This window comes from Thermotoga maritima MSB8, assembly GCF_000008545.1.
GTDB lineage: Bacteria > Thermotogota > Thermotogae > Thermotogales > Thermotogaceae > Thermotoga > Thermotoga maritima.
Map to the genome: position 1 here is coordinate 342,004 of NC_000853.1, position 26,749 is coordinate 368,752.

At 46.7% G+C, this 26,749-nt stretch carries 30 protein-coding genes, 1 tRNA gene and 1 pseudogene; 21 read left to right on the plus strand and 11 right to left on the minus strand.

Features of this window, described 5'->3' with window-relative positions:
* The first annotated feature begins 11 nt into the window (after nt 1–11).
* Nucleotides 12–215 carry a heavy-metal-associated domain-containing protein gene (locus tag TM_RS01640; RefSeq protein WP_004083068.1) on the plus strand — a complete coding sequence of 68 codons (204 nt, stop codon included), beginning with the start codon at nt 12–14 and terminating at the stop codon, nt 213–215.
* Here TM_RS01640 and TM_RS01645 read toward each other — a convergent pair.
* Nucleotides 200–784, minus strand: a complete 585-nt coding sequence (locus tag TM_RS01645; RefSeq protein ID WP_004083070.1) for a ThuA domain-containing protein — start codon at nt 782–784, stop codon at nt 200–202. The genes TM_RS01640 and TM_RS01645 overlap by 16 nt on opposite strands.
* Nucleotides 785–902: 118 nt before the next feature.
* Between TM_RS01645 and TM_RS01650 the strand changes: the two genes are divergently transcribed.
* The 8 genes and pseudogenes from TM_RS01650 (at nt 903) to TM_RS01685 (ending at nt 7,438) form a co-directional block, all read left to right on the plus strand.
* Nucleotides 903–1,913: a C4-dicarboxylate TRAP transporter substrate-binding protein gene (locus tag TM_RS01650; protein WP_004083072.1), complete on the plus strand. Its 1,011-nt coding sequence runs from the start codon at nt 903–905 to the stop codon at nt 1,911–1,913.
* Between the two features lie 134 nt (nt 1,914–2,047).
* A pseudogene (locus tag TM_RS09790) lies at nt 2,048–2,450 on the plus strand (TRAP transporter small permease).
* A gap of 1 nt (nt 2,451) precedes the next feature.
* A complete protein-coding gene (locus TM_RS01660; protein ID WP_004083077.1) occupies nt 2,452–3,735 on the plus strand; it encodes a TRAP transporter large permease subunit in 1,284 nt (427 codons plus the stop codon).
* Nucleotides 3,736–3,750: 15 nt separating this feature from the next.
* Entirely contained in the window at nt 3,751–4,506 is a 756-nt protein-coding gene (locus tag TM_RS01665; protein WP_004083078.1) for an SDR family NAD(P)-dependent oxidoreductase, read from the plus strand.
* A 12-nt stretch (nt 4,507–4,518) separates the two neighbouring features.
* Complete coding sequence (locus tag TM_RS01670) at nt 4,519–5,361, plus strand: MurR/RpiR family transcriptional regulator (RefSeq protein ID WP_004083079.1); 843 nt, start codon at nt 4,519–4,521, stop codon at nt 5,359–5,361.
* Between the two features lie 17 nt (nt 5,362–5,378).
* Nucleotides 5,379–6,362, plus strand: coding sequence for a phosphoglycerate dehydrogenase (locus TM_RS01675; protein WP_004083086.1), 984 nt, complete (start codon nt 5,379–5,381; stop codon nt 6,360–6,362).
* A 39-nt stretch (nt 6,363–6,401) separates the two neighbouring features.
* A tRNA-Thr gene (locus TM_RS01680) sits at nt 6,402–6,478 on the plus strand.
* Nucleotides 6,479–6,511: 33 nt separating this feature from the next.
* Nucleotides 6,512–7,438: a type II restriction-modification system DNA methyltransferase gene (locus TM_RS01685; RefSeq protein WP_008193633.1), complete on the plus strand. Its 927-nt coding sequence runs from the start codon at nt 6,512–6,514 to the stop codon at nt 7,436–7,438.
* Here the strand turns inward: TM_RS01685 and TM_RS01690 are convergent.
* Genes TM_RS01690 through TM_RS01730 form a run of 9 tightly spaced genes read right to left on the minus strand, consistent with a single transcriptional unit; the run spans nt 7,429 to nt 16,052 of the window.
* On the minus strand, nt 7,429–8,103 hold the full coding sequence (locus TM_RS01690; protein WP_004083091.1) for a type II restriction-modification system endonuclease: 675 nt from the start codon (nt 8,101–8,103) through the stop codon (nt 7,429–7,431). The genes TM_RS01685 and TM_RS01690 overlap by 10 nt on opposite strands.
* Nucleotides 8,078–9,382, minus strand: coding sequence for an amidohydrolase family protein (locus TM_RS01695; protein ID WP_004083093.1), 1,305 nt, complete (start codon nt 9,380–9,382; stop codon nt 8,078–8,080). Before TM_RS01695 ends, TM_RS01690 begins: the two co-directional genes overlap by 26 nt.
* Nucleotides 9,379–9,942, minus strand: coding sequence for an orotate phosphoribosyltransferase (gene pyrE / locus TM_RS01700; protein WP_004083096.1), 564 nt, complete (start codon nt 9,940–9,942; stop codon nt 9,379–9,381). Before pyrE ends, TM_RS01695 begins: the two co-directional genes overlap by 4 nt.
* On the minus strand, nt 9,939–10,544 hold the full coding sequence (pyrF, locus tag TM_RS01705) for an orotidine-5'-phosphate decarboxylase (RefSeq protein ID WP_004083099.1): 606 nt from the start codon (nt 10,542–10,544) through the stop codon (nt 9,939–9,941). The genes pyrE and pyrF overlap by 4 nt, the downstream gene beginning before the upstream one ends.
* Nucleotides 10,541–11,353: a dihydroorotate dehydrogenase gene (locus TM_RS01710; RefSeq protein WP_004083101.1), complete on the minus strand. Its 813-nt coding sequence runs from the start codon at nt 11,351–11,353 to the stop codon at nt 10,541–10,543. The genes pyrF and TM_RS01710 overlap by 4 nt, the downstream gene beginning before the upstream one ends.
* Nucleotides 11,341–11,994 (minus strand): dihydroorotate dehydrogenase, encoded by a 654-nt coding sequence (locus TM_RS01715; protein WP_010865096.1) that lies wholly within the window; start codon nt 11,992–11,994, stop codon nt 11,341–11,343. The genes TM_RS01710 and TM_RS01715 overlap by 13 nt, the downstream gene beginning before the upstream one ends.
* Entirely contained in the window at nt 11,957–13,087 is a 1,131-nt protein-coding gene (locus tag TM_RS01720; protein WP_004083103.1) for a dihydroorotase, read from the minus strand. The genes TM_RS01715 and TM_RS01720 overlap by 38 nt, the downstream gene beginning before the upstream one ends.
* Nucleotides 13,088–13,113: 26 nt before the next feature.
* Nucleotides 13,114–14,352 (minus strand): esterase EstD, encoded by a 1,239-nt coding sequence (estD, locus tag TM_RS01725; protein ID WP_004083104.1) that lies wholly within the window; start codon nt 14,350–14,352, stop codon nt 13,114–13,116.
* On the minus strand, nt 14,349–16,052 hold the full coding sequence (locus TM_RS01730) for a YgiQ family radical SAM protein (RefSeq protein ID WP_004083105.1): 1,704 nt from the start codon (nt 16,050–16,052) through the stop codon (nt 14,349–14,351). Before TM_RS01730 ends, estD begins: the two co-directional genes overlap by 4 nt.
* A 543-nt stretch (nt 16,053–16,595) precedes the next feature.
* On the opposite strand from TM_RS01730, the gene TM_RS01735 reads away from it, so the two are divergent.
* The 12 genes from TM_RS01735 to aroQ all read left to right on the plus strand — a co-directional run bounded on the left by TM_RS01735 (nt 16,596) and on the right by aroQ (nt 25,948).
* The gene (locus TM_RS01735) at nt 16,596–16,979 is read left to right on the plus strand and encodes a DUF2089 domain-containing protein (RefSeq protein WP_004083106.1); all 384 of its coding nucleotides are present in this window, start codon (nt 16,596–16,598) and stop codon (nt 16,977–16,979) included.
* Complete coding sequence (locus TM_RS09590) at nt 16,972–17,256, plus strand: SHOCT-like domain-containing protein (RefSeq protein WP_010865099.1); 285 nt, start codon at nt 16,972–16,974, stop codon at nt 17,254–17,256. Before TM_RS01735 ends, TM_RS09590 begins: the two co-directional genes overlap by 8 nt.
* Entirely contained in the window at nt 17,246–17,476 is a 231-nt protein-coding gene (locus TM_RS09595) for a hypothetical protein (protein ID WP_244261691.1), read from the plus strand. Before TM_RS09590 ends, TM_RS09595 begins: the two co-directional genes overlap by 11 nt.
* Nucleotides 17,477–17,482: 6 nt before the next feature.
* A complete protein-coding gene (locus TM_RS09550) occupies nt 17,483–17,659 on the plus strand; it encodes a hypothetical protein (protein ID WP_004083108.1) in 177 nt (58 codons plus the stop codon).
* Between the two features lie 12 nt (nt 17,660–17,671).
* Complete coding sequence (locus TM_RS01745) at nt 17,672–18,913, plus strand: MFS transporter (protein WP_004083122.1); 1,242 nt, start codon at nt 17,672–17,674, stop codon at nt 18,911–18,913.
* A gap of 256 nt (nt 18,914–19,169) precedes the next feature.
* On the plus strand, nt 19,170–20,186 hold the full coding sequence (gene aroF, locus TM_RS01750; protein WP_004083125.1) for a 3-deoxy-7-phosphoheptulonate synthase: 1,017 nt from the start codon (nt 19,170–19,172) through the stop codon (nt 20,184–20,186).
* Nucleotides 20,183–20,944 (plus strand): prephenate dehydrogenase, encoded by a 762-nt coding sequence (locus TM_RS01755; protein ID WP_004083127.1) that lies wholly within the window; start codon nt 20,183–20,185, stop codon nt 20,942–20,944. The genes aroF and TM_RS01755 overlap by 4 nt, the downstream gene beginning before the upstream one ends.
* Entirely contained in the window at nt 20,941–22,206 is a 1,266-nt protein-coding gene (gene aroA / locus TM_RS01760; RefSeq protein ID WP_004083129.1) for a 3-phosphoshikimate 1-carboxyvinyltransferase, read from the plus strand. The genes TM_RS01755 and aroA overlap by 4 nt, the downstream gene beginning before the upstream one ends.
* On the plus strand, nt 22,203–22,964 hold the full coding sequence (gene aroE / locus TM_RS01765; RefSeq protein WP_004083132.1) for a shikimate 5-dehydrogenase: 762 nt from the start codon (nt 22,203–22,205) through the stop codon (nt 22,962–22,964). Before aroA ends, aroE begins: the two co-directional genes overlap by 4 nt.
* Nucleotides 22,961–24,091 (plus strand): chorismate synthase, encoded by a 1,131-nt coding sequence (gene aroC, locus TM_RS01770; protein ID WP_004083133.1) that lies wholly within the window; start codon nt 22,961–22,963, stop codon nt 24,089–24,091. Before aroE ends, aroC begins: the two co-directional genes overlap by 4 nt.
* A complete protein-coding gene (gene aroB, locus TM_RS01775; RefSeq protein ID WP_004083135.1) occupies nt 24,039–25,517 on the plus strand; it encodes a bifunctional shikimate kinase AroK/3-dehydroquinate synthase AroB in 1,479 nt (492 codons plus the stop codon). Before aroC ends, aroB begins: the two co-directional genes overlap by 53 nt.
* The gene (aroQ, locus tag TM_RS01780) at nt 25,514–25,948 is read left to right on the plus strand and encodes a type II 3-dehydroquinate dehydratase (RefSeq protein ID WP_004083137.1); all 435 of its coding nucleotides are present in this window, start codon (nt 25,514–25,516) and stop codon (nt 25,946–25,948) included. Before aroB ends, aroQ begins: the two co-directional genes overlap by 4 nt.
* Here the strand turns inward: aroQ and TM_RS01785 are convergent.
* Nucleotides 25,941–26,543, minus strand: a complete 603-nt coding sequence (locus TM_RS01785) for a LysE family translocator (protein ID WP_004083139.1) — start codon at nt 26,541–26,543, stop codon at nt 25,941–25,943. The two genes, aroQ and TM_RS01785, sit on opposite strands and share 8 nt — an antisense overlap.
* Between the last annotated feature and the right edge of the window lie 206 nt (nt 26,544–26,749).

A 26,749-nucleotide genomic window follows, 5' to 3' on the forward strand; every position in this document is an offset into this window, starting at 1 on the left:
GAGGTGCTGCCATGAGGTACGTTCTCTATGTTCCAGATATTTCCTGCAATCACTGCAAAATGAGAATTTCGAAGGCGCTGGAAGAATTGGGTGTTAAAAACTACGAGGTGAGTGTGGAAGAGAAGAAGGTGGTCGTTGAAACGGAAAATCTGGACAGTGTTCTGAAGAAACTCGAGGAGATCGACTATCCGGTGGAGAGTTACCAGGAAGTCTGATTAACAAAGGTGTTGAGAACTTTTTTCAAAAAATCTCTAAAGACCTGATCCTTCAGGCCCTCGCTGTGAGCAGGTGTGAGGGCCAGTATTTTTCCGTTGTGGTATCTTCTCCTCCAGCCCGCAATGGAAGTTCCATCGTCCGACTCGCTCCAGAGGAATATCTCTACATCGGAATACAGATCCACGAAATAGTGTTCATCCACGAGTTCAAATTCGATGTCCTTGCCGTAGTATCTCACTTTCTTCTGAGGTGGATGGTGGATGAACCTTCCTCCAACGAGTCCGTTGTAACTCTCTGGAAAACGTGCAAGGCCGGAGTGCCAGACGAAAAGTTTTCCTCCAGATCTCACATAATCTACCAGGATCTTGATGTCTCCCTCTTTAAGCCATGGTGTTTCATCATCGAGAAGGTTCCATCGTCCTATGACAACAAGATCTGGGAGTTTTCTGATCTCCGGGAAATCCTCAGGACGAAGATCATTAATCTCACAGTTTAAGGCATACTTCAAAGTTTCCAGAAAGAGATCGTGATCGTGGTACTTATCTCCAAGAAAAGAAAAAGCTGTCATCTCAACCCCTCCTCATCAGTATCCTATCACCACGTTATGTAACAAAAATATTAACCATTGACTTCCAATTCGATTTAGACATAAGAAAAAAATATTTTTAACGAGGAGGTGTGGATTAATGAGTAGAAGGCTTCTTCTGATCCTAGTCTTGGGTGTATTTTTGGTGTCAGCGGTATTTGGCGCGAAGTACACACTGAGATTTGGACACGTTCTTGCTCCAGGTGAACCGTACCATCAGGCGTTTCTGAAATGGGCCAAAGCAGTTGAAGAGAAAACGAACGGCGACGTTAGAATTGAGGTTTTCCCGAGCTCTCAGCTCGGAGTGGAAGAGGACATCATCGAACAGATCAGAATGGGAGCACCTGTGGGATGGAACACGGACTCTGCGAGGCTTGGAATGTACGTTAAAGACATCGGTGTCATGAATCTTGCATACTTCATCGACTTCATGGGTGCAAAAACTCCTGAAGAGGCAATTGAGGTTCTGAAGAAGATCAAACAGTCTCCGACAATGCAGAAGTGGTTGAAGGAACTTGAACAGAGATTCGGCATAAAAGTTCTCTCCTTCTATTGGGTGCAGGGTTACAGACACTTTGTGACAAACAAACCTATCAGGAAACCGGAAGATCTGAATGGCTTGAGAATCAGAACTCCCGGTGCACCAGCATGGCAGGAATCCATAAGATCTCTCGGCGCTATCCCTGTTGCTGTCAACTTCGGAGAGATCTACACAGCGGTTCAGACAAGAGCAGTTGATGGAGCGGAACTCACCTACGCAAATGTTTACAACGGCGGTCTCTACGAAGTTTTGAAGTACATGTCTGAAACAGGTCATTTCCTTCTCATCAACTTCGAAATCGTCAGCGCAGACTGGTTCAACAGCCTGCCTAAGGAATATCAGAAGATTATTGAGGAAGAGATGGACAAAGCGGGAATCGAAGTCTCTCTCAAAATCATGAAAGAACTCGAAGAAGAATACAAACAGAAGTGTATCGAAAAGGGTATGGCAGTGATACCAGCTTCTGAAATCGACAAGGAGGCTTTCATGGAAAAGGCAAAACAGGCTTACAAAAATCTCGGTCTTGAGAATGCCCTCAACCAGCTGATCAAGGAAGTGAAGGGAGAGTAATTATTAACTTACCCGGCCCTTTCTGGGTCGGGCTTTCTTTCACTCTAATTCAGACAGAGGTGAGAGACGTGAAAAAAGTGGACCAAATTCTTTTGAAGTTTGAGAAGCACGCCGCCAAGATTCTCCTTATGGCTATGATTGTTCTTGTCTTTGCTTCAGGGGTTGCCAGATTTCTAAAGCACCCAATAAACTGGGCTGTTGATATGAGTAGTTTTCTCTTTGCCTGGGCTTGTTTCTTTGCAGTCGATGTAGCCTGGCGTGAAAACAAAATGATGTCGGTGGATATACTTGTGAAGAAATTCTCCGAAAGAACTCAGAATAGTGAATTACCTTATCATTCTTGCCTTCATTGTTTATCTCATTGTGTGGGGCTTTTATCTTTCCTATAAAACAAGATACAGAACCTTCGTAGGGATACCGAACTTTAGCTACACGTGGGTTACACTTAGTGTTCCTGTTGGTGCGATTCTGCTCTTCAGAACAACTGTACTGAAGCTGATAGGAGAATTCAGAGGCAACAAGAAGGAGGAAAGATGACATGATCATAGTTCTCATCGCCTTTGCTGTTTTTCTGATGCTTGGAATGCCTGTTGCCTTTGCTATAGGAATATCCGGGTTTCTCTGGTTTCTCCAACATCCTGAACTACCTATCACCATTCCGATACAGAGACTGCTTTCTCAAACGGTGAATTTCACGTTGCTTGCTATTCCCATGTTCATTGTGGCTGGAAATGTGATGAATTCTGCTGGAGTGACGAGAAGACTCCTCGATTTTGCCTCCACCCTCGTTGGTCACATGAGAGGAGGACTCGGTCAGGTTTCAGCTGTTCTTTCCACGTTGATGGGAGGAGTTTCCGGATCCAGTATTGCAGACGCAGCTATGGAAACAAGGATGCTCGGTCCAGAGATGCTCAAACGAGGTTATCCAAGAGGTTTCGCAGTTGCCGTGAATGTCTGGACGTCTCTGATCACCCCGATCATTCCCCCTGGTATCGCTTTCATCATTTACGGTACGATCGGTCAGGTCTCTATAGGGAGGCTCTTCGCAGCAGGAATAGGACCCGGTCTTCTTTTGATGATCGTGTACATGATCACCATATGGTTTGTTGCCAAAAGATTGAATCTTGCACCCGAACGAGAGAGACGAGCACCGGTAAATGAAGTTTTCAGATCTCTGGGAAAGAGCATCTGGGCTCTTATGTTTCCGGTTTTGCTGATTGTGGGTCTGAGAGGCGGTATCTTTACCCCTTCAGAGGTTGGTTCCTTCGCGGTTTTGTACGGAATGCTGGTGGGATTCATAATACACAGAGAGATGTCTCTTAAAACCTTTTACTGGGAAACCCTGGAGAATTCTCTTGGTGATATCGGGAGTGTGATGTTCATACTTTCGATGTCTACAATTTTCGGTTACGGTATGATCTGGGAAAGAATACCGGAAAAGCTCGCGGAATTTCTCCTGGGAATATCTTCCAATCCAAACGTTCTGATGATAATGATCTCTTTATTCTTGGTTTTTGCCGGTCTGTTTGTCGATGCAACGGCTTTGATTCTCATGCTCACGGCAATCTTGCTTCCTGTGGCAGAACAGGTGGGAATAGATCCAGTTCACTTCGGTCTGGTATTCATTTTATCCGCTGCTATGGGTAACCAGACACCTCCTGTAGGTGCTTCTATGTACGCAGGTTGCTCGGTACTCGATGCGACTATGGAAGAGTACATACAGGCATCCTGGCCTTTCTTGTTTGTGACGATACTGGCGATACTTATAGTCATCTTCTTCCCACAGATCGTATTGTTCATTCCGAATCTCATCTTTGGATGAGGAGGGAGCAGAGATATGAATTTCCAGGGAAAAGTGGTTTTAATAACAGGAGCAGGTTCCGGTATTGGAAAGAAAGCAGCCGTTATGTTCGCAGAAAGAGGGGCAAAAGTAGCGATCAACGATATCTCTGAAGAAAAAGGAAAAGAAACTGTGGAGCTGATAAAGAGCATGGGAGGAGAAGCTGCGTTTATCTTCGGAGATGTAGCGAAAGATGCAGAACAGATAGTGAAGAAAACGGTGGAAACGTTCGGAAGGCTCGACATCCTGGTGAACAACGCTGGCATCGTACCTTATGGAAACATAGAAGAGACTTCGGAGGAAGATTTTGATAAAACAATGGCTGTGAATGTCAAAGGGCCTTTTCTTCTCTCAAAATATGCCGTTGAGCAGATGAAAAAGCAGGGCGGAGGAGTCATTGTAAACGTTTCCTCCGAAGCAGGACTCATAGGAATTCCAAGAAGGTGTGTCTACAGTGTTTCAAAAGCTGCACTCCTGGGACTTACAAGATCTCTTGCCGTCGATTACGTCGATTATGGAATCAGGGTCAACGCGGTGTGCCCGGGTACCACTCAGTCTGAGGGACTCATGGCGAGGGTGAAGGCTTCTCCAAATCCAGAAGAACTCCTGAAAAAAATGACCTCCAGGATCCCTATGAAGAGACTGGGAAAAGAGGAGGAAATCGCCTTCGCGATCCTCTTTGCAGCGTGTGACGAAGCCGGATTTATGACGGGCAGTATCATAAACATAGATGGAGGTTCTACCGCTGTATGAGGAGGTCTTAGTGTGGATGTTATTCAGAGGATAAAGGAAAAATACGATGAGTTCACGAATGCAGAGAAAAAAATAGCTGATACCATCCTTTCTGATCCGAAGGGAATTATAGAGAGTTCCATCAGCGATCTCAGTGAAAAAGCAGGTGTGAAGAGTGAAGCTTCCGTCGTGAAGTTTTACAAAAAACTGGGGTTAAACAGCTTTCAGCAGTTCAAGGTGCTTTTAGCCCAGAGTATCTCCAGGGCACCGCTCGAGATCGTCTACGAAGATGTCTCAAGTGAGGACGATACGAAAACCATCACGGAAAAGATATTCAAAGCAACAGTGAGGGCCATCCTGGATACACTGAACTGGCTGGATATCGATTCCATTGAAAGAACCGTCGATCTGTTCAAAAACGCTCAGAGGATCATATTCATTGGTTTTGCAGCTTCGGCCGCCGTTGCCTTCGATGCGTTTCATAAATTCACAAGAATTGGAAAAAACTGTCTGTTTTCCAACGATGAACACATCATAGCAGCCATTCTTGCCACAGCCTCACCAAGCGATCTGCTGGTTGCCATATCGCACACTGGAGAAACGATCTCCGTGGTGAACTTCGCTAAGAAAGCGAAAGAAATGAAAATGCCAGTTGTTACAATCACAGGGAATAGAAAATCCACGCTCGCGAAGTACTCAGATGTTGTTCTTGCCACCAATACGAAAGAAACGAAAATAAGAACCGATGCAATGACTTCGAGGATAGTCCAGCTTGTGATTCTTGACACGATATACACACTCTTAGCAGCAAGAGATCCAAGGGCAATAGAAAATCTCAACAAGAGTAGACTCGCAGTCTCAGAATTGAAGTACTGAACCTGGAGGGGGAAGATATGAAAAAAATATTGATCGTGACACGAACCTTCGGAAAGTACTCTCAGGAACCTGTCGAATTCCTCAGAAAGGAAGGTTTCGAAATAATAAGATCCGATACTATAGACCCTGACATCCTGAAGGAAGTAGATGCTTTGATTGTGGGAACACACCCAGTAACAGCGGAAATGGTAGAAAACTCCAGTCTCAAGATCATAGCAAAGCACGGTGTGGGAGTGGACAACATAGATTTGGAAGCTGCCACGAAGAAAGGTATTCCCGTTACCATCACAGCCGGTGCGAATTCCCTTTCTGTTGCGGAACTTACAATCGCTTTCATCTTCGCACTGAGTAGGGGACTTGTATGGGCTCATAACAAACTGTTTCTCGAAAGAAGATGGGAAGGAACGGTGGGACAGGAAGTTTCTGGAAAAACACTGGGTGTGGTGGGGTTTGGCTCGATAGGAAGAGAAGTGGTTAAAAAGGCTGTCTGCCTTGGAATGAACGTACTGGTCTATGATCCTTACGTGAGCAAAGATAGTGTTAGATTACTGGAAGCCACCCCTGTTGATGATCTGGAACAGCTTTTGAAGGAAAGCGATTTCGTCTCACTCCATGTTCCGCTGAACGAAAGTACAAAGAACATGATAGGAGAAAGAGAACTTTCACTCATGAAGAAATCTGCTTTTTTGATCAACACCTCCCGCGGAGAGCTGGTGGATGAAGAAGCGCTTGTGAAAGCTTTGAAAGAAGGAAGAATAGCGGGTGCAGCCTTGGACGTCTTTTCTGAAGAACCTCCAGATGCCAATTCACCTCTTTTCGAATGTCCCAATCTCATCACCACGGCGCATATAGGTGCACACACAAAGGAAGCCATCTTCAGAATGAACATGATGGCCGCCCAATCTATTGTGGATTTCTTCAAAGGTAGAATACCAAGGTACGTGGTGAATAAAGAAGTGATCCGAATTTTGAAAGAAAAGGGTTATCAGGAAATATCTTGAATAGAAAAGGTTCGTGTGTTAAAATAACCACAGAGGCGAGCAGGCGTAGCTTCAAGCGGTGGAGCGCCGCCTTGGTAAGGCGGAGGGTGTGGGTTCGAGTCCCACCGCCTGCTCCATTTTCTATTTTCCTATCCCCAGGGGATGACATTGTGAAGAGAAGAAAATCAACAAGAACCAGTTCTTTTGGAGTAAAAGGCCGGGAAAGCCATGATTCATCTCCATTTTATAGTAGAGCGATCTATTCCAACTTTTCCCTTCCAAAACCTTCAGAGGAAGATCTCATCGAGAACCCACTTCCTGAAAATCTCTTAGACAAGGTCATTGAGGGGGATGCCAGAGAAGTTCTGAAAAAAATACCTGACTGTTCGATACATCTCATGGTGACTTCACCTCCGTACAATGTAGGGAAAGAATACGATGAAGATATGACTCTTGATGAATACCTTGAATTCATAGAAGAAATCATGAAAGAAGTGTACAGGGTTCTCGTCTGGGGTGGAAGAGCCTGTTTTAATGTAGCAAATCTTGGAAGAAAACCGTACATTCCTCTTCATGCGTATCTCATCCATTTGTTTGAAAAGATAGGCTTTTTGATACGTGGAGAGATCATTTGGGACAAAGGGGAAGCGGTGAGTGGTTCTTCGACTGCGTGGGGTTCGTGGATGTCTCCTGTAAATCCCGTGCTAAGAGATCAACACGAATATATAATTGTAATGAGTAAAGGAGATCTAAAGCGAAGAAAACCCAGTGATAGAGAAGCAAAATCAACAATAACAAGGGAAGAATTTTTAGAATTCACAAGGAGTGTGTGGAAATTTCCACCAGAGTCAGCTAAGAGAGTAGGACATCCTGCCCCCTTTCCTGAGGAACTTCCTTACCGTTGTATACAGCTCTACACCTTTAAAGGAGATGTCGTTCTCGATCCTTTTGCTGGTGTAGGAACAACTTGTGTGGCTGCCGTTAAAACAGGACGGCATTTTGTTGGAATAGAGATAAATCCCGAATACGTAAAAAAGGCCGAAGAAAGGGTAAAGGATATTCTCAGCAAACCTACTCTTTTTGAAGATCACTGTTGATATTTTTCTATCAACTCTTTTATGAGATCGTACCATCCTTTGAAATATTCTTCTTTTGCTTTGAGTATCAATTCAACGGGAAAAGGTTTGTAATCGATCTCTAAATAGTTTTCCTCTTTTTTTGAAAGCTCGATCAATCTTTTTACAGTAGAACTCTTCAATCCAAAACCACGCGGGTTTGTGTTGCTGCTCGGGAGTGAGTAGTACTCCTCCAACTTTGATTCATTTTTTTCTACTTCTCTCTGTAGGTCTCTCAATTTTTCTAAATCAATAACGCATAGTATTATTTTGTCTTTGTTTCTTGCAATGTAGAATATATCTGCCTGGAAGTTGAAAGTTAAAATTCTATCTTTGGTTGGGAATCCATCCCATGCTATTTTAACGTCGGAAAATCCTTCAGTTGTTTTTATACTGTACCTCTTTGTTGAGTCGTCTTGAAAAGTTATTTCAATATCCCAGTTTCTTTCTGTGTCTGGGGCTTGATTAACGGATTTTATGAAGTGTGAAAGTTCTTTTCTTATCATCTCAACTATGAAATTCTCACGCCTTTTACCTACATCGGGAGCTCTTCCTTCAAAATAAAAGATATCCCATGCTTTTCCAAGGATATCGATTCTCTCTTTGTTCTTTTTGAAAATATCAATGAGAGGATCCGTTTTTCTCATAAATCTTCTCCCCCTCCACAAACACCGCAATGGGATCATCCTCGAAAAGAAGTGGATTTCTCTCGTAGAGACAAAAGTCTGCTCTGTACCCTGCTTCTATCTTTCCTGTTTTTATTCCCACCTGACTTGCCCCCGCTTCCGTCATCAGGTAGAACGTTTCTTCTCTGGAGAAACCCATTTTGAGTGCGTGTTCTGCGATATATTTTGGGTCACACGGTGAAACGGGAGAATCCGAAGAGAAAGAGATAGAAACACCCGCTTTGAACATTCTGTAGAACGGATAGTGAAGAGCGTTCACCTTGACTTTCTTCAAAAGGGGCTGATCTTCGAAGAAGAAATGTGGCTGAACGGAAAAAGTGGTGTTTTTCACCCGTTGTAGATCCTTTTCCTGGACGAACTGAGCGTGGATGATTCTGTGACCGCGGTGTCTTTCGAGAACATCGAGAACAAGGCTCACCGCACTGTCTCCTATGGCGTGAACGTTCAAAATGAGATCGTGTTCGTCGCAGAAGCGAGCCAGTTCTTCGAGTTTTTCTTCTGTGAGAAGTTGCACACCCTGCGTTCCGTCGTCGTATTCACCGGAGATGAGAGCCGTTTTTGCTCCAAGGGAACCGTCCATGAAGACTTTGACTCCTTTAACGTGCACTCTCTTGTTGAGATCTCCGAAGTGTTCGGGTTTTAGATCCTTTGGTTTCAGCTTCTCGAAGAGTCTGATTCTGGAGTGTTTTATAATGGAAAGAAGCCTTTCCACGCTCACACCGTAAAGGTCATCGCTCTGAACGAATGTTACACCGTGTTTGAGAAATTCCTCTTCTCCTACTCTGTAGAATTCTGCTATTTTCTCTTTGAAGACGTATTCGTAGATCTTTTCCAAGTTCTCTACGAGATACCTTTCTTCGACTCCCAGAACCTCCATCGCTTTTTTGTTGAGAAACGCTTTGTGACCGCACCTTCTTATGAGAAAGACAGGCGCTTCGATTCTGTCCAACCTCTCAACAACCGATCCATCTGGTTCTTCGAACCAACCCCTTCCCACCACAACTTCACTGGTGAGATCTCTTTCGAAAAGCTCGTCCCAATCGTTGAACTGGACACTGAGTTTCGAAAAGCCCGTTCCCACAACGTGTGCGTGTGAATCGACAAAGCCAGGAACGAGGAAGTATCCTTTCGCATCGATGACAGGTTCACTCGATTTTTCGACGAATTCTCCGTTTTCCACGAACAGATCTTTTTGAACGAACTCCTTTCCGCTCCACACCAGGGCACCTTTTATTATCATTTCAATCCCCTGCTTCCCGGTTTTTCTGCCGGGATTCCCTGTTTGCAGAGTGGACAGTCTTCAGGATCGTAAACCGGAAGGTCGAGCTTCAGAAGACTTTCGAACGGAACTCCAAAGTCCACTTTTCCGCCGGAGCGATCGATGATGGAACCCACACACACCACGTTTGCTCCATACTCTTTCAAGAGCTCTATCACTTCCTTCACAGAACCACCCGTGGTCACCACGTCTTCAACTACCGCTACTTTTTCTCCAGGTTTCACGAAAAAACCCCTTCTTAGTTTCATCACTCCGTTTTCTCTTTCCGCGAACAACGACCTCGCTTTCAGGTACCTTGCAACGACGTACGAGAGTATCACTCCCCCCATTGCGGGACCCACTACTGTTTCAACATCGTATTTCTTCAGAAGCTTTGCTAATTCTTCTCCCACGACGTCGCCGTACTCTGGAAACTCGAAAAGACGTGCGCACTGCACGTATCTTGAGGAGTGTTTCCCGGAAGAGAGAATGAAGTGCCCTTCCATCAAAGCACCGGTTTTCTCGAGGATTTCCTTTATCACAGTCTCATCTCCTTTATCCTTTTGATCTTTTCTCTGGGATTTTCGCTCAGGTAGATCTCTCTTCCGAGCACAGCAAAATTCGCTATTCCCTTCATCTCTTCGAGCGTTACGACGTCCTTTTGATCGTCTGCTTTCACTTCCATTCTGATGCCGGGAACGAGAATTTTGCCTTTTATCTTCTCTCTCAGAGCCTTTGCCCATGGACCGGGAAGCACGAAATCACACCCAAGCTTGTTCAGTTTTTCTATCCTGTCCATGTAATCCTCGAGGGATCCTTCCATGGAAGTGAGTTTCACCACAACGAACACGTGTTTGTCTGTTGCACTGAGAGCCCTCTCCACGCTTTCGTATCCAGCGCAGGAGTGAACTGTGAAACCTATGATCGCCGGGTGATCCCAGCTCTTTATGGAACGTTCCACCGTTGAAGGGATATCGCAGAACTTCAGGTCGAGGATTATCTTCAAATTTCTCTTTGCGAGCTCGTCGAAGATCTTTTTCCCGTGTATGGCGAGGTTGTGACCCACCTTCACCACTTCGAAACTGCCGTTTTCGTCGATGAATCTGATAGGATCTTCCATGTCCAGACTGAGAACAGGTGTCATCTTTTCACCTCCAGCAGATATTTTCCAATTTCTTCCACAACACCGGGATCTTTGAAGAGAGCGCTTCCGACTCCTATCACGTCCGCTCCCACTTTCAGGAATTCTTCTGCGTCTTTCACGGAGTACACACCACCGCTTGCTATCACAAAGAGTTCTGGGAATCTTTTCTTCACTTCGTACACTGCCCTGAGGGCGATCGGTTTCAGCACGGGACCAGAAAGTCCTCCTAAGATCATCGTGTCTTTTTCAAAATGCAGTCCCCTCACCGTGTTCACGAGCGTGATTCCGTCCCACCCTGTTTTCATCACAAATTCCGCGGCATCTTCCACAAAGATACCCTCTACTCCCACTTTCGCTATCAAGAAGGAGTCGGGAAGTTCTTTTCTAAGTGTGTTCAGGAGTTTCTTCCACTCTTCCGCGTTTTTGACTATGGAGAGTCCTCCTTCTTTCACGTTCGGACAGGAGAAATTGAACTCCACCGCATAGAATCTGTCCGCTACCTTTTTGAACACACGGGCCACTTCCAGATACTCCTCGAAAGAATCACCGCCGAGACTTGCGATCATGGGAACGGGAAGTTCCGGAATGTTTTCAACGAACGCGTGTATTCCGGGGTTTTCCAGTCCGATCCTGTTTATCACGTAGAAATCGCTGTCTGCCATTCTGGGAGTGGGGTTTCCTTCTTTCGGATGGAGCGTGACGGTTTTCAGCAAAACACCGCCCACGTATCTGTGATCCATGAGCTTCAGATACTCTCCAAAGCCGGCAGGACCGGAGAGAAGAACAAGGGGAGGTTTCAGCTCCAGCACAGTTCATCACCTCTGAATATAGGACCATCGGTGCAGACGTGTTTCACACCCTCTTTTGTGAAGACGGCACAGGACTTACACGCTCCTATTCCGCATCCCATGTATTCTTCGAGCGAGAAGTAAACTTCTTTTCCTTTCAGGTGTTCCCAGCAGACTTTTTCCATTCCCCGAGAACCGGAGACGAGGTACCAGTCGTACTCTCCCGTGGAGGAGAGTTTACTCAAAAACTCCTCATCACCAACGGCCGTTTCGTGATCAAGTGGTATCTGGAAGGGAGTTCTGCTTCCCACGAGTACATCCACGTTCATCTTCTTTCGGAACGCTTCGGCCATCGTGAGGCATGTGGGAGAGATGATGAGAAGGCCTTTTCCAGGCTTTTCGAAGCCGTTTCCAAGAGGACCGTGACCTTTTATCTTCTCTGCTTCTTCGACGATCCACTTCGTTCCCTTTCCCTTCACCTGAACGGAGATCGCTGTGTGATCTTCCCAGTATCCGAGAACGAAAGGCTTTCTGACGAGTTTCGGTGTCTCCAACATGACGAACTGTCCTGGAGAGAAATCGATCCGCTCCTCGAAGAGAACGATCCAGGTATCCTCGTTCACTCTAATCGTTTTCTTTTTGGTCAGCAATAACCTCTCCATCTATCATCACCCATCTTCCTTTGAGTTTAAGAGCGACCACTTTTCCCTTCAGTCTGACACCGTCGAACATGGAATTCTTCCCTTTGCTTTTGAATTTTTTTGCGTCCACGATGAACTCTGCCTCCGGATCGATGAACACAAGAGTATCTTCTGTGAGACGAGCTTCAACACCGAGCACTTCGAGGGGCTTTTTCGTGAGTTTTTTTACGACGAGTTCGAGATCACCCAGGGCTGTGTAATAGGCAGGAAAGGCGATTTCTATGGATGTTGAGCCGTAGGGAGCGGTGAGAAAATCGTCCGGTTTTTCGTGGTGTGGCGCGTGATCCGTCGCTAGAACATCGATCACATCTTTTTTCACGGCCTCAATGAGAGCTCTTCTATCCTCCGGAGATCCGAGAGGAGGGTTGATCTTGAAGTTCGTGTTTTTGATGTCTTCGTAGCAGAAAAACAGGTGGTGCGGTGTTACTTCACAGCTGACCTTTGCCAGGTTCTTCAAAAACGATATCACTTCTACGGAGTACTTCGTTGTTACATGCTGGATGTGGAATCTTTCGAATCCGTACTCAAGGCCCGTCAGAACGGTTCGTGCTATGGCTATCGCTTCGTTCGATCTCGGTCTTTTCTGAAACGGTAGAGGAGCTCCCTCGTAGAAGATTCCATCCACCTCGTACATCTGGCTGTGGTCGAACCAGAGGGCTTTCTTTTTCTTTTTCATCGTTTCAACGAGTGTAGGGTAGTCGTACTCTATGCCGTCCGTTGAAAAGCCCACCACTCTTTCTCCTTCAGCTTCGATCGATCCGAAGGGAGAAACGGCAAAGAGAAACTCGACCGCTCTGTTTTTGGAGAGATCCAGGTGTCTTTCCAGAACTTCTTTGCTGTCTATGAGTGGCTTTGTATTGGGCTGTACCACCACTTTAAAAAAGCCTCCCACAAGGGAGGCTTCTTCTAAGGAGCTGTAATCTTCTCCACCATTGAGGCGAACATGAACGTGAAGATCGACAAAGGGAAACGTGGCAACCAATCCTTTCGAGGGAAAGGGTGTTTCTATTTCTTCTTCTATCCATTTCTTTCTAAACGGATCGTAGATCCTCACACTTTTCCCTCCGAATTCCTTTCCTGTTATTTTACCATCCACCTGGCGATCTCATCTATTACTCTTTTGTCAACGTGACCTTTCTTCATGTATTCAACCGGCGTTGATTTTCCTTCTCCTGAAATCATCAAGTGATTGAGATCGTCGAAGACGAGTATTTTCACATTTTCCCTGCCTGAAAGTTCCTTCAACCAGATCTCCTGGTCCTTTTCAGTCACCTGGTAGTCTCTGCCGCCGAAGATCAAAAGCATGGGGATGGTTAGTCTCTTCGCAATTGAAGCAGGATCTCTTTCTCTCAGATCGTAAAAGTACTTCGCGGGAGCTCCAAGGACGAATTCATCTGGAGGAATCTCTTTTCTTTTGAGTTTTTCCAGAATGTTCAGAGTTTCTTCTACGTTGCTTGCAAGACCCAGAGACTGAAGATATTTCAACTGATCTTCCATGACTTCTTCGAGCGGTCTTGCGGGCGGTGCTATCATGACAACACCGTCTGCCTTCGATCTTTCCGCTATCTCCGGTGTGAGCATCGCACCGAGGCTGTGTCCCAGCACATAAACTCGGGAGACGTCTTTTCTCTCTTTGAGTATCTTCACCGCTTCCAGTGCGTCTTCTATGACTTCTTTTTCGACGGTCAGGGTGGTAGGGTCTACTTTCTCGACGAACGTTCTTTTGTGGTATCTGAGAACGATGATACCCTTCGAAGACAGACCGTACGCGATGTCCTTGAATATCTTGTTTGGACCGATGGTTTCGTCCATGTCGTTCGGTCCAGAGCCGTGCACGAGGACAACAGCCGGGAACGGTCCGCTTCCTTTTGGGATCGTGATCTTCCCGGGAAGGCCGTTCACGGTGATATCCTTCTCCTCAAAGCTCTCCGGGTCCACGTAGTCTGGAAGTTCGTACTCTGTCTTTGTAGCCTGTTTGAAGAAGAGTCCGGCGACTTTTCCTTCTCTGTCCATGGTGACAAGTGCTGAGATTTCTCCTCTGTCGAACTTCAGAGTGAAGTTGTAGATCTCGTATTCAGCCTGGATGATTTTCTCGTATCCAGCGATTTCTCTGAAGTCACTGAGCTGTGCTTTCAGAGAGTTCCAGATGTTTGAAAGACTCTGGACACTGAGCTGTGCTTTTACCTGATTGGAACACATATTCAAAGCCGATTCGAAGTTTTCAGAGGTGAGATGTTGAACGAAGAGAAACGCTTCCTGATCGAAGGCACCAAACACCATCACACCGAGAAAGAGCGAAAGGAAGACAGTGAGTCTCATCTCTTTTCCCTCCCCTTCTTTTTGAACAGCACGTTCTCCTTCATCTTGTTTCTCACCTTCAGCGATCTTTCGACGTGGACCTTTTCACCTGTGAAGGGATCCACACCAGAGTAGTACATCGCGGTGCTCACCGTTCCGGGAGTAGGTGTGAAGATCTGGATCTGCTGGGGAAAGTACCCGAGGTGTTTGAGTATGAAGTCTCTCAAGTAATTGTTCTCCCTCCAGCCTTCTCCCGGGTGTCCCACTATGAAGTAGCCGATCACATACTTTCTCTTTCCCATCTTCTTTGCGAGTGTTTCGAAGCGTTTTTTGAACTCGAGAAACAGTTCCACAGGCGGTTTTCTCATCAGAGATAGCACCTTTGGATGAGCGTGTTCGGGGGCGAGTTTCAGCTGTCCCGGGGTGTACTTCACGAGTTCCCTTATGAAGACATCTGGGTCTTTTTCGGCAAAGACAAAGTCGTGTCTGATTCCTGAAGAGACAAAGACGTTTCTGACACCTGGAATTTGCCTGATCGACTCGAGAAGAGAGATGAATTCGTCGTGGTTCGGTCGGACAACCTTGCACACGATGGGATACAAACAGAACTTCTGGCACTGTCCTTTCGTTTCTCTGATGGAACAGCCCGAACCGTAGAGGTTCGCAGTCGGTCCTCCAACGTCTGTGATGGTGCCTTTGAAGTCCTTTTTCTTCGTGAGGATCCTCACTTCTTCGAGAATGGAATCTTTGCTGCGGTAGGAGACGTGAGTTGTCTGATGCTGTGTGAGGGCGCAGAAAGAACAGTTTCCGAAACAACCTCTCACAGCCGTTATCGAGAACTTCACCGTCTCTATCGCTTTCACTTTTCCCATCTTTGCGTAAAACGGATGAACTTCTCTTTCGAAAGGGAGAAGGTAGAGCCGGTCGAGTTCTTCCTGGCTGAGCGGTGGCTGGGGTGGATTCTGCACCACGTACCTCGTGTCTTGCCTCTGGTAGATCGGAATGTTCTTGTATGGATCAGTGTACCAGGTCTGAAGTTTCAATGCTTCGGCGTATTTTTCGGGATTCTCTGAGATTTCATCGTAAGAGGGCAGTTCGATGCCTTCTTCGGGTTTTTGAGAGGCCCACCAGACGACTCCACGAATACTTTTGCACTTTTCTATATCACCCGTTCTGGAAAGGATCTGTGCGATCCCAAGAACTGCCTTTTCACCCATTCCATAGACGAGGAGATCTGCCTTTGAATCGACGAGAACAGACTTTCTCACTCTATCGCTCCACCAGTCGTAGTGTGCGAACCTTCTGAGGCTCGCTTCCAATCCACCAAGGACAACGGGAACTTCCGGGAAGAATCTCTTGATGAGATTCGTATAGACGATGGTTGCCCTGTCGGGTCTTTTTCCACCGATTCCACCCGGTGTGTAGTCGTCCGTTTTTCTTTTTTTCTTCGAGGCCGTGTAATTCGCCACCATCGAGTCAACGTTTCCAGCGGTGACACCGAAGAAAAGACGAGGCCTTCCAAGGCGTGTGATGTCTTTCTCTGTTCTCCAGTCTGGCTGAGCGATGATCCCCACTTTGAAGCCATGAGAGACGAGATAATGACCGATGAAGGCAACACCGAAGGAGGGATGATCCACATAAGCGTCGCCTGTGACAAGGATGATATCGAGCTCTTTCCAGCCTAATTTTCTCATTTCCTCACGTGTTGTGGGAAGAAACACAGTATCACCCTATGTATTTTAAAACAAAAAAAGCCTCGTTTCGAGGCCTGGTTAAAAAATGGGGACGCAGGGGTACGGCACTTACTTTTTGTTATTCTTCTTTCTGTTTTCCTGTGTTTTTCCACCAAAAATCTCTATGACCACATCCAGCGGTATCAGTTCTAACATCTTCTTCACCTCCTTTCAGATATCATCATCCTTCGCCTGTAAATGTAGCATCGGAATATTAAGCACAAAATAAGAATTAATAATTATCTGTTCCTTTTCTGTCCTATCTTCTCGCTGTGAATGGCTATCAACACATCTACCGGTATCAACACAAACATTTTCCTCACCTCCTTTTTGAGAATAATTCTCATCTTTCACATAAGAGTGTACCACCGGTGTATTAAAAATCAAATAAGGCAATACTAATTATATGTAAAGAAAATCTCGTTTCACGGCGGGAAAAGGGGCAACGAAAATCCTTACAGAAAAATTTTTTTGGAGACTTGACAAAATATTTGGTAATATTCTAAAATATTTTGCAGGAGGTGACAAAATATGTTGCCCAAGTGCCCGGTCTGTGGAAAAGAAATGATAGTTACAGAGCTTCACTGCAAAAGAGATGAGGTCACCGTGCGAGGACGTTTCAGAGCGAGTCCGTTCGATTTTCTCGATAAAGACGAGCTCGAGTTCGTGATTCTATTTTTCAGAGCGCGTGGAAATCTGAAGGAGATAGAGCGCTACACAGGGCAGGGTTACTTCGCTCTGAGAGGAAAACTGGAAAAGATTCTGGAGAAGATGAACCTCCAACCTCTTGGAGAGATGAAAGAGGAAATCTCAGAAGAGGATCTCTTCAAACAGGTGAAAGAGGGAAAGATCGGCGTTGAAGAAGCCCTGGAAATTCTGAAAAAGAGAAAAAAAGGAGGGGAGAGCGATGTCTGACGAAATCAGAAAGATTCTGGAGGCCGTGGCAAGAGGAGAGATCAGTCCAGAAGAAGGGGAGATGCTGATAAAAGCGATGCAGGAAAAGGAAAGAGAAGAAAACGGGTCAAAAGATGATTTTTCTGAACGGGAGGGCGACTACATCCTCGACGAAGACGAGATGGTGGAAGAAGATCTCGTCCTTTCTAAAAAGAAAGCGATCATAAGGGGGAAAATTAAAGGAGATCTCGCACTCATCAACTGTGAGACGTTCTTTTCCGGAGAGGTTGGAAGGTGATCTTGCCGTCATCGGTGGAAAGATCGAATTCGGTGGAGGAACGGTGAAAGGAGACCTCGCCCTGATCGATGCCAAAGAATCAGGGAAAACACCAGTGGTGGAAGGTGATATCGCGAGGATATCGAATTTCTTCGTCGGCGGTATTTTGAAGATGATTTCTCCTTTCATCAGTAATATCTCTGTTTCTTCCAGAAAGAAGAAGGTCGAAGGAGAGGAGTGATCTTCCATGAAGGTGTATCTGATGGTTTCAACGATTCTTGTGGTGATGTTGTTTTCTTTGATATGGCTGTATGTGCTGTTTTTTTCTACTTTAGAGACAGTTCCATCTTCACCGGCGGTTTGGGAACCGGGTATCACAGAAACATCCAGTACAATGGTACCTGGAAGTCTTCAGAATCGATGAGGAGGGAGTACTGTGAATGAGATCTTACACTGGAAGAGGAACTTCTTCCTTCTCGCACTCGGAAGATTCGTATCGATTCTTGGAAGTTCCGTTCAGGCGGTTGCGATTCCTCTTTTTGTACTGGATCTGACACACTCCGGATCTGCCGTTGCCCTGATGACCGTAGCCTACATGGTTCCAAGGATCCTTTTCACACCCATAGCCGGGATCGTGGGAGACAGGGGAGACAGGAAGTTCCTCATGGTGTCGATGGATTTTTTGAGGGGATTTCTCATCTGTTTTCTGGCTCTTCTCGCGTTCAGGAACTCCATCACTCTTCCCGTTCTCTACGTTTCTCAGATAGCCATGGCTATTATGGACAATCTCTTCGACATACCGACAGGCGCGATGTTTCCCGATATTGTTCCGCAGGATTTTCTCATGAGAGCCAACTCCATCATGGGTATGGTGAGGATCTTTCCTCAGATTCTGGGTCCTGCACTGGGAGGAGTGATCTACGGATTTTACGGTATAGCGATCGTGTTTCTTGTGAATGGAGTGTCTTTTGTCCTCTCTGCCATCAGTGAGATCTTCATCGTTTACAGCCGAAAGGTGGAGAAAAAGCCAGCAAAATTCTCTCAGATCCTTGAAGATCTCAAAGAAGGATTTCTCTTCATCTGGAACCACGAGCTCATACGAACCATTCTGATCTTCGCACTTTTTCTGAATCTGCTCATCTCTCCGCTGTTCATGGTGGTGTATCCTTACACGATCAGGGAAGTGATGAAATTTTCGGCTCAGGAATTTGGTTTCCTGGAGACCTCCTTCACTTTAGGGGCACTCCTTGGGAACTTTTTGATTGCATCGTACCTGTCGAAGAAGAACATGTGGAAGGCCATGAAGATCTCTATCTTTCTTTTTGAGCTTCCCATCGTCTTCCTTGGCTTTCTCGTTATGCCTGATTTTTCCTTGAACAGACTGGTCCTCTTCTCGTTGTTTTTCATCACTTTCCTGATAATGGGTTTTTTGAATCCCATCATCAACGTTCCGCTGGACACGGCGTTTCAAAAGATGACACCTTCTCACATCAGAGCGAGGGCCTTTTCTTTCCTCATTCTCGTGGCAAACGGAGTCACTCCGCTCGGATCGGTTCTCTACGGATACCTCGTTGATAGAGTGCCGGTCCATTTTCTCTACTACGTTGTCGGGGCACTTTCTTTTCTGGTCGCTGTACTGCTTCTGGTAGCTTTGAGGGGAAAAGAGCTTCCCACTTGATTTTTCCAGCGTTGTTTGTTAGAATAGTAACCAAACAGGGGTGAAAGGTTATGCGACGTGGAAGAATAATATGTCTCAAATCGGTTGAACACAATTATTATTACTTTTGGTTTAACAGGGGCACCTGTCCGTGAGTGCGACCGCTCCGGGCAGGTGCCTCTTTCGGTATCTGCCCGGAGCGATAGAAAACACTGAAGGGCTCCGGGCAGCGGAGCCCTTTTTTTATTACCAGAATCCCGTAGGAGGTGGTAGGTCTATGATAGTCGTTTTGAAACCCGGTTCCACAGAAGAAGATATAAGGAAGGTGGTGAAGTTGGCCGAGAGTTACAACTTGAAGTGTCACATTTCCAAAGGTCAGGAAAGAACGGTTATTGGGATCATCGGGGACGACAGGTACGTGGTGGCGGACAAGTTCGAGTCGCTGGATTGCGTGGAAAGCGTTGTGAGGGTGCTCAAACCTTACAAACTCGTTTCTCGTGAGTTCCATCCGGAGGACACGGTGATCGACCTCGGAGATGTGAAGATAGGAAACGGCTACTTCACCATCATAGCGGGACCGTGCTCAGTTGAAGGCAGGGAAATGCTCATGGAAACCGCACACTTTTTAAGCGAACTCGGTGTTAAAGTTTTGAGGGGAGGGGCCTACAAGCCTCGAACATCTCCTTACTCTTTCCAAGGACTCGGAGAAAAGGGGCTGGAATACCTGAGAGAGGCTGCCGACAAGTACGGTATGTACGTGGTGACGGAGGCTCTCGGAGAAGACGATCTTCCAAAAGTGGCCGAGTACGCTGATATCATTCAGATAGGAGCGAGAAACGCTCAGAACTTCAGATTGCTCTCTAAAGCGGGAAGCTACAACAAACCCGTTCTTCTGAAAAGGGGTTTCATGAACACCATCGAAGAGTTCCTTCTCTCCGCTGAATACATTGCAAACTCTGGAAACACGAAGATCATACTGTGTGAAAGGGGAATCAGAACGTTCGAAAAGGCCACGAGGAACACACTCGATATATCCGCTGTTCCTATAATCAGAAAGGAATCCCATCTTCCCATTCTGGTGGATCCGAGCCACTCTGGGGGAAGAAGAGACCTCGTTATTCCACTCTCCCGGGCCGCTATAGCGGTTGGAGCTCATGGAATCATTGTGGAGGTTCATCCGGAGCCGGAGAAGGCACTTTCGGATGGAAAACAGAGTCTTGACTTCGAGCTCTTCAAGGAACTGGTTCAGGAAATGAAGAAACTCGCTGATGCCCTGGGGGTGAAGGTGAATTGAAAATTTCTGTGCTCGGAGCGGGATGCATCGGTGGATCGATCGCACTTAAATTGAAAGAAAAGCATCATGTCACAGCCTTCGACAGAGATGAAGAAACGATGAAAGCATTGGAAGAAAACGGAATAGAAACTGTTTCAAAGGAAAGCGATCTCTACGATACAGACCTTCTCGTTCTTGCGCTTCCCATGAGCGTCGAGGAGAGATTCCTGAAAGAAACGGACTTTTCAGGGAAGATTCTCGATGTGGCGAGCGTGAAGACACCTTTCATGGAAATAGCCAGAGAGAGGGGATTGAACTTCACAGGAGGACATCCCATGGCCGGAAACGAACGAAAGGGAAAATCAGGTTGGGATCGAGAAATGTTCGACGGAAAGATCTTCTTTCTCTGCTCTCTCGACGGAAAAGAGGATGGGATGATTGAAAACATCGTGAAAGATCTTGGTGCCAGACCTTTGTGGATAGACTACAGGATCCACGACGAGATCGTCGCTGCGGTGAGCCACGTTCAGTACTTGATCTCACTGAGCGCACGGTACGTAGGGAAACCCTTTGAAGAATACGCGGGACCTGGTTATCTTTCCAACACGAGACTTTCGAAACAGAACATGGAGATGGCGCTGGATATGATCAGATATAATAAAGAAAACATCCTCAAATACCTGGAGAACGCAAGAAACTTTCTGAATGTTTTATATCATCTCACAGAGAAAGAGGATTTCGAAAACCTGAAAAAAGTGATAAGGGAAGTGATATCTTGAAGGTACTTCCGGCGAAGAAGGTTGAAGGAGTGCTGAGCGTTCCTCCGGACAAATCCATAACTCACAGGGCTCTCATTCTGTCCGCTTTGGCGGAAACGGAAAGCACCCTGTACAACCTCTTGAGGTGTCTCGACACAGAGAGAACCCACGATATTCTCGAAAAACTCGGTACACGTTTTGAAGGCGATTGGGAAAAGATGAAGGTCTTTCCGAAGCCCTTCGCTGAGCCAATAGAACCTCTCTTCTGTGGAAACTCCGGAACAACCACGAGGTTGATGAGTGGAGTTCTTGCTTCATACGAGATGTTCACAGTGCTTTATGGGGATCCTTCTCTCTCCAGAAGGCCGATGAGAAGAGTGATCGAACCTCTGGAGATGATGGGAGCGCGTTTCATGGCGAGGCAGAACAACTACCTTCCCATGGCCATCAAAGGAAATCACCTTTCCGGTATCAGTTACAAAACACCGGTGGCGAGCGCTCAAGTGAAGAGCGCTGTTCTTCTGGCGGGGCTCAGAGCCAGCGGACGAACAATCGTTATCGAACCAGCAAAAAGCAGAGATCACACGGAAAGGATGCTCAAAAACCTCGGTGTTCCCGTCGAGGTGGAGGGAACACGTGTGGTTCTGGAGCCTGCTACCTTCAGGGGTTTCACGATGAAAGTCCCTGGTGATATCTCGTCGGCTGCTTTCTTCGTGGTTCTCGGCGCCATTCATCCCAACGCTCGAATCACAGTAACGGACGTTGGCCTGAATCCCACCCGAACGGGACTCCTCGAAGTTATGAAACTCATGGGAGCCAACCTGGAGTGGGAGATCACGGAAGAAAATCTTGAACCGATAGGAACTGTGAGGGTTGAGACATCTCCAAACCTGAAAGGTGTGGTTGTTCCCGAACACCTCGTACCTCTCATGATAGATGAACTGCCTCTTGTGGCGCTTCTCGGTGTTTTTGCGGAAGGAGAAACGGTTGTGAGAAACGCGGAGGAGTTGAGAAAGAAGGAATCCGACAGGATAAGGGTTCTGGTGGAAAACTTCAAACGGCTCGGTGTCGAAATAGAAGAGTTCAAAGATGGTTTCAAGATCGTTGGAAAGCAGAGCATAAAAGGTGGATCGGTGGATCCAGAAGGCGACCACAGAATGGCTATGCTCTTTTCCATAGCAGGGCTCGTGAGTGAAGAGGGGGTTGATGTGAAAGATCACGAATGCGTGGCGGTGTCTTTCCCGAACTTTTACGAACTGCTGGAGAGAGTGGTGATATCATGAAATTCTGCATCATAGGGTATCCGGTGAGACACAGCATATCACCAAGGCTTTACAACGAGTATTTCAAAAGGGCGGGAATGAACCACTCGTACGGTATGGAAGAGATACCACCTGAATCTTTCGACACGGAGATAAGAAGGATTCTCGAAGAATACGATGGTTTCAACGCGACAATTCCTCACAAAGAAAGAGTGATGCGGTACGTCGAACCATCTGAAGATGCGCAGAGAATAAAAGCCGTGAACTGTGTCTTTCGGGGAAAGGGATACAACACCGACTGGGTTGGCGTTGTGAAATCGCTCGAGGGTGTAGAGGTGAAGGAGCCCGTTGTCGTTGTGGGAGCGGGCGGAGCCGCACGTGCCGTGATCTACGCTCTCCTCCAGATGGGCGTGAAAGACATCTGGGTGGTGAACAGAACGATCGAAAGGGCGAAGGCTCTCGATTTTCCTGTGAAAATTTTCTCTCTCGATCAGCTCGACGAGGTTGTGAAAAAGGCGAAGAGTCTCTTCAACACCACTTCGGTTGGTATGAAGGGAGAGGAACTTCCCGTTTCTGACGATTCACTGAAAAACCTGAGCCTTGTTTACGATGTGATCTACTTCGACACACCACTTGTTGTGAAAGCAAGAAAACTTGGTGTGAAACACATCATAAAGGGAAACCTCATGTTTTACTACCAGGCAATGGAGAATCTGAAGATATGGGGAATATACGACGAGGAGGTTTTCAAAGAAGTGTTCGGGGAGGTTCTGAAATGAAACTCACGATAGCGGGGGATTCCCATGGAAAATACATGGTTGCAATCCTGGAAGGTTTGCCTTCGGGGATAAGGGTGGATGAGGAACTCATAAGGAGGGATCTTTTCAGAAGGAGAAACTGTTACGGCAGAGGAAAGAGAATGAAGATGGAAGAGGACGCGTTCGAGATCGTTTCGGGGTTGTGGAAGGGCATCACAACGGGTGCACCGGTGACGATCCTCATTCCCAACAGGGCGGGAAACCCTGTGAAAGATGTTCGGAGTGTTCCAAGACCCGGTCACATCGATTACGCTGCGTGGGTGAAGTACAAACTTCCCGATCTGAACATCTACGTGGAGCGGTCCAGTGCAAGATGGACGGTGGCGCTCACGGCGGCAGGCTCCCTCTTGAAAAGCCTCCTCAAAGAGTTCGGTATCGAGGTACTGGGATTTGTCACAAGACTTGGAAATGTCGAGGCAAGGGACATTCCAGGTGATTTCGAAGAGTTGAAGAGAAGAAGGGATGAATCCGTGGTGTTCTGCCCAGATCCTGAGGCAACGAAAGAGATGGTCGCCGAGATCGACAGGGCGAAAGAAGAGGGAAACACCCTCGGCGGCAAGGTGAAGGTCATTGCAAGAGGTGTCCCGGCAGGCATCGGGAGCTACTCCGATCTTTTCAAAAAGCTCGACTCGAAGATAGGTTCTCTCTTTTTTGCCATTCCCGCTGTGAAGGGAGTGGTGATTGGAAGTGAAGAAATGTGGTACGGCTTCGACTATCTGGATGAATTCGAACTGGAAGACGGCAAGATAAAGAGAAAAACGAACAATCTGGGAGGAATAGAAGGGGGCATCACCAACGGAGAAGACGTGTGGGTGAACGTCTCTGTGAAGCCTATTCCCACCACGGGAAAGCCGTTGAAATCCGTTGATCTGAGAACGATGGAACCAGCGAAGACACCGTACGTGAGATCTGACGTGACGGCCGTTCCTCCTGCTTCTGTCGTGTGTGAAGCCGCGCTCGCTGTGGTGATCTCGGACGCTTTGCTCGAACATCTGGGCGATGGAAACATCGACGACCTGAAAAGGAGGTTCGAGAATGAGAATCTTCCTCGTTGGAATGATGGGTTCTGGAAAGAGCACTATCGGTAAAAGGATTTCCGAGGTGCTCGACCTTCAGTTCATAGATATGGATGAAGAGATAGAAAGAAGAGAGGGAAGAAGCGTTCGAAGGATTTTCGAAGAAGACGGTGAGGAGTACTTCCGCCTGAAAGAAAAAGAACTTCTTAAAGAACTTGTGGAAAGAGACAACGTGGTTGTGGCAACGGGTGGAGGTGTTGTGGTCGATCCAGAGAACAGAGAGCTTTTGAAGAAGGAAAAGACTCTCTTTCTCTACGCTCCCCCTGAAGTGTTGATGGAAAGAGTAACAACAGAGAACAGACCTCTTCTGAGCGAAGGAAAAGAGAGAATACGGGAGATCTGGGAAAAGAGAAAACAGTTCTACGCGGAGTTCAGAAGGATCGACACCTCCAGGTTGAACGAGTGGGAAACAACCGCACTCGTTGTGCTGGAGGCTCTGGACGAGAAAGAAATCTCAACGATAGAAAAACCACACCTGGTGAAGATCATCCTCGGTGGCTTCAAGAGGGTGAGAAACGAAGAGCTGGTTTTCACCACGGAGAGGGTGGAGAAGATATACGGAAGGTACCTCCCGGAGAATCGGCTTCTTTTTCCGGATGGAGAGGAAGTGAAGACGCTGGAGCATGTCTCCAGAGCGTACTACGAACTCATCCGAATGGACTTTCCCAGGGGAAAGACCATAGCGGGTGTCGGGGGAGGTGCTCTCACCGACTTCACCGGCTTTGTAGCGAGCACGTTTAAAAGAGGAGTGGGACTTTCTTTCTATCCAACAACACTTCTGGCTCAGGTGGACGCTTCCGTTGGTGGAAAGAATGCCATCGATTTCGCTGGAGTGAAAAACGTCGTTGGGACTTTCAGAATGCCAGACTACGTGATCATAGATCCCACCGTCACGCTTTCCATGGATGAGGGCAGGTTCGAAGAGGGAGTCGTGGAAGCCTTCAAGATGACGATTCTTTCGGGTCGCGGGGTAGAACTCTTCGATGAGCCGGAGAAGATTGAGAAGAGAAATCTCAGAGTTCTCAGCGAGATGGTAAAAATCTCCGTTGAAGAGAAAGCGAGGATAGTGATGGAAGATCCCTACGACATGGGTTTGAGGCACGCCCTGAATCTGGGACACACACTCGGTCATGTGTACGAGATGCTGGAAGGGGTACCTCACGGTATAGCAGTAGCATGGGGCATCGAAAAAGAGACGATGTACCTGTACAGAAAAGGAATAGTGCCTAAGGAAACCATGAGATGGATCGTAGAAAAGGTCAAACAGATCGTACCAATTCCTGTTCCATCCGTCGATGTTGAGAAAGCCAGAAATCTCATTCTGAACGACAAGAAGATCCTGAAAGGTTCCAGAGTCAGGCTTCCTTACGTGAAAGAAATCGGAAAGATCGAATTCTTGGAGGTCGATCCGCTCGAGCTTCTGGAGGTGGTAGATTGAAAGTACTCGTGGTGAACGGACCCAACTTGAACATGCTCGGAAAAAGAGACAAAAACATCTATGGAAACTTTTCTCATGAGGATCTTGTGAAGATGATAGAAGATTGGGGAAGGAAAAACGGTGTGGAAGTGGAGGTCTTTCAGTCGAACCACGAGGGAAAAATTTTGGATAGACTGCACAGGCTCGATTTCGATGGTCTTGTGATAAACCCGGGGGCTTTCACCCACTACAGCTACGCCATAAGGGATGCCCTGGAGATCGTGAAGGTGCCGAAGGTGGAGGTTCACATATCGAACATACACAGGAGAGAAGAGTTCAGAAGAAGGAGCGTCACGGCTGAGGTGTGCGACGGTCAGATAAGCGGACTTGGTGTGTACGGTTACCTTCTGGCTCTGGAGTACATAAAGAAGAAACTGGAAGAACTCACCTGAGAGAGTCAAGCACGAAGAAAAGGCCAAAACCGATGAGGAACAGACCGGTCACGGTCATCACTATTTTGTAGATCAGTGAGGATTTCAAGATGGTGTTTCCAAAGACACCTATCAGAGAGTACCAGAGAATGTCTGAGAGAATGTGGCCGAAGTAGAAGGCAGTAACTCCAGCCAGAAGTGATGTTTGCGCTTTGACGAGGAAAGCGCTGCCGACGGACATCCACCAAAGAAGAAAGTACGGGTTGGACAGTGAAACAAGGGCACCTGTGATTGGAAGGGGGATTTTCTGATCGGTTTTTTCTACCTGTGAGATCTCACCTTTGATGGCTGTTAGCTGAGAAACGCCCATGAAGGCAAGGAAAGACCCTCCAAGAAGGCCTATCACTTTTGTCACAAGCGGAGATTTCAGGACCCATTGAAAGCCAAGAACCAGCAGGAGAACGAGAAAAGCTTCCAGAACAACGTGGCCGAATATCAGTTTTATAGAGTTTTTCCAGCTTTTTGCACTCTGATATACGGCTATCATCATCAGAGGACCCGGTGCAACTGCACCGGAAAGTCCCACAAGGAAACTCCCGAAGAATATGGAAATCATTTTCTTCCTCCCCAAGGATTTTGAGAAATTTTACCACTCTGTTCTTTGCTTTTGTATTAGTGTGAAATATATTTGTTTTAACATATTGTGTTTTATGCATACAAACCAGGTTAGTTCCAATCATTCACAAAGTAGGTGATGCGTGTATCTGGCACTGGAAGAACGATACAGAGTATGCAATTACCGGTAACGAAAAATTTCATGCG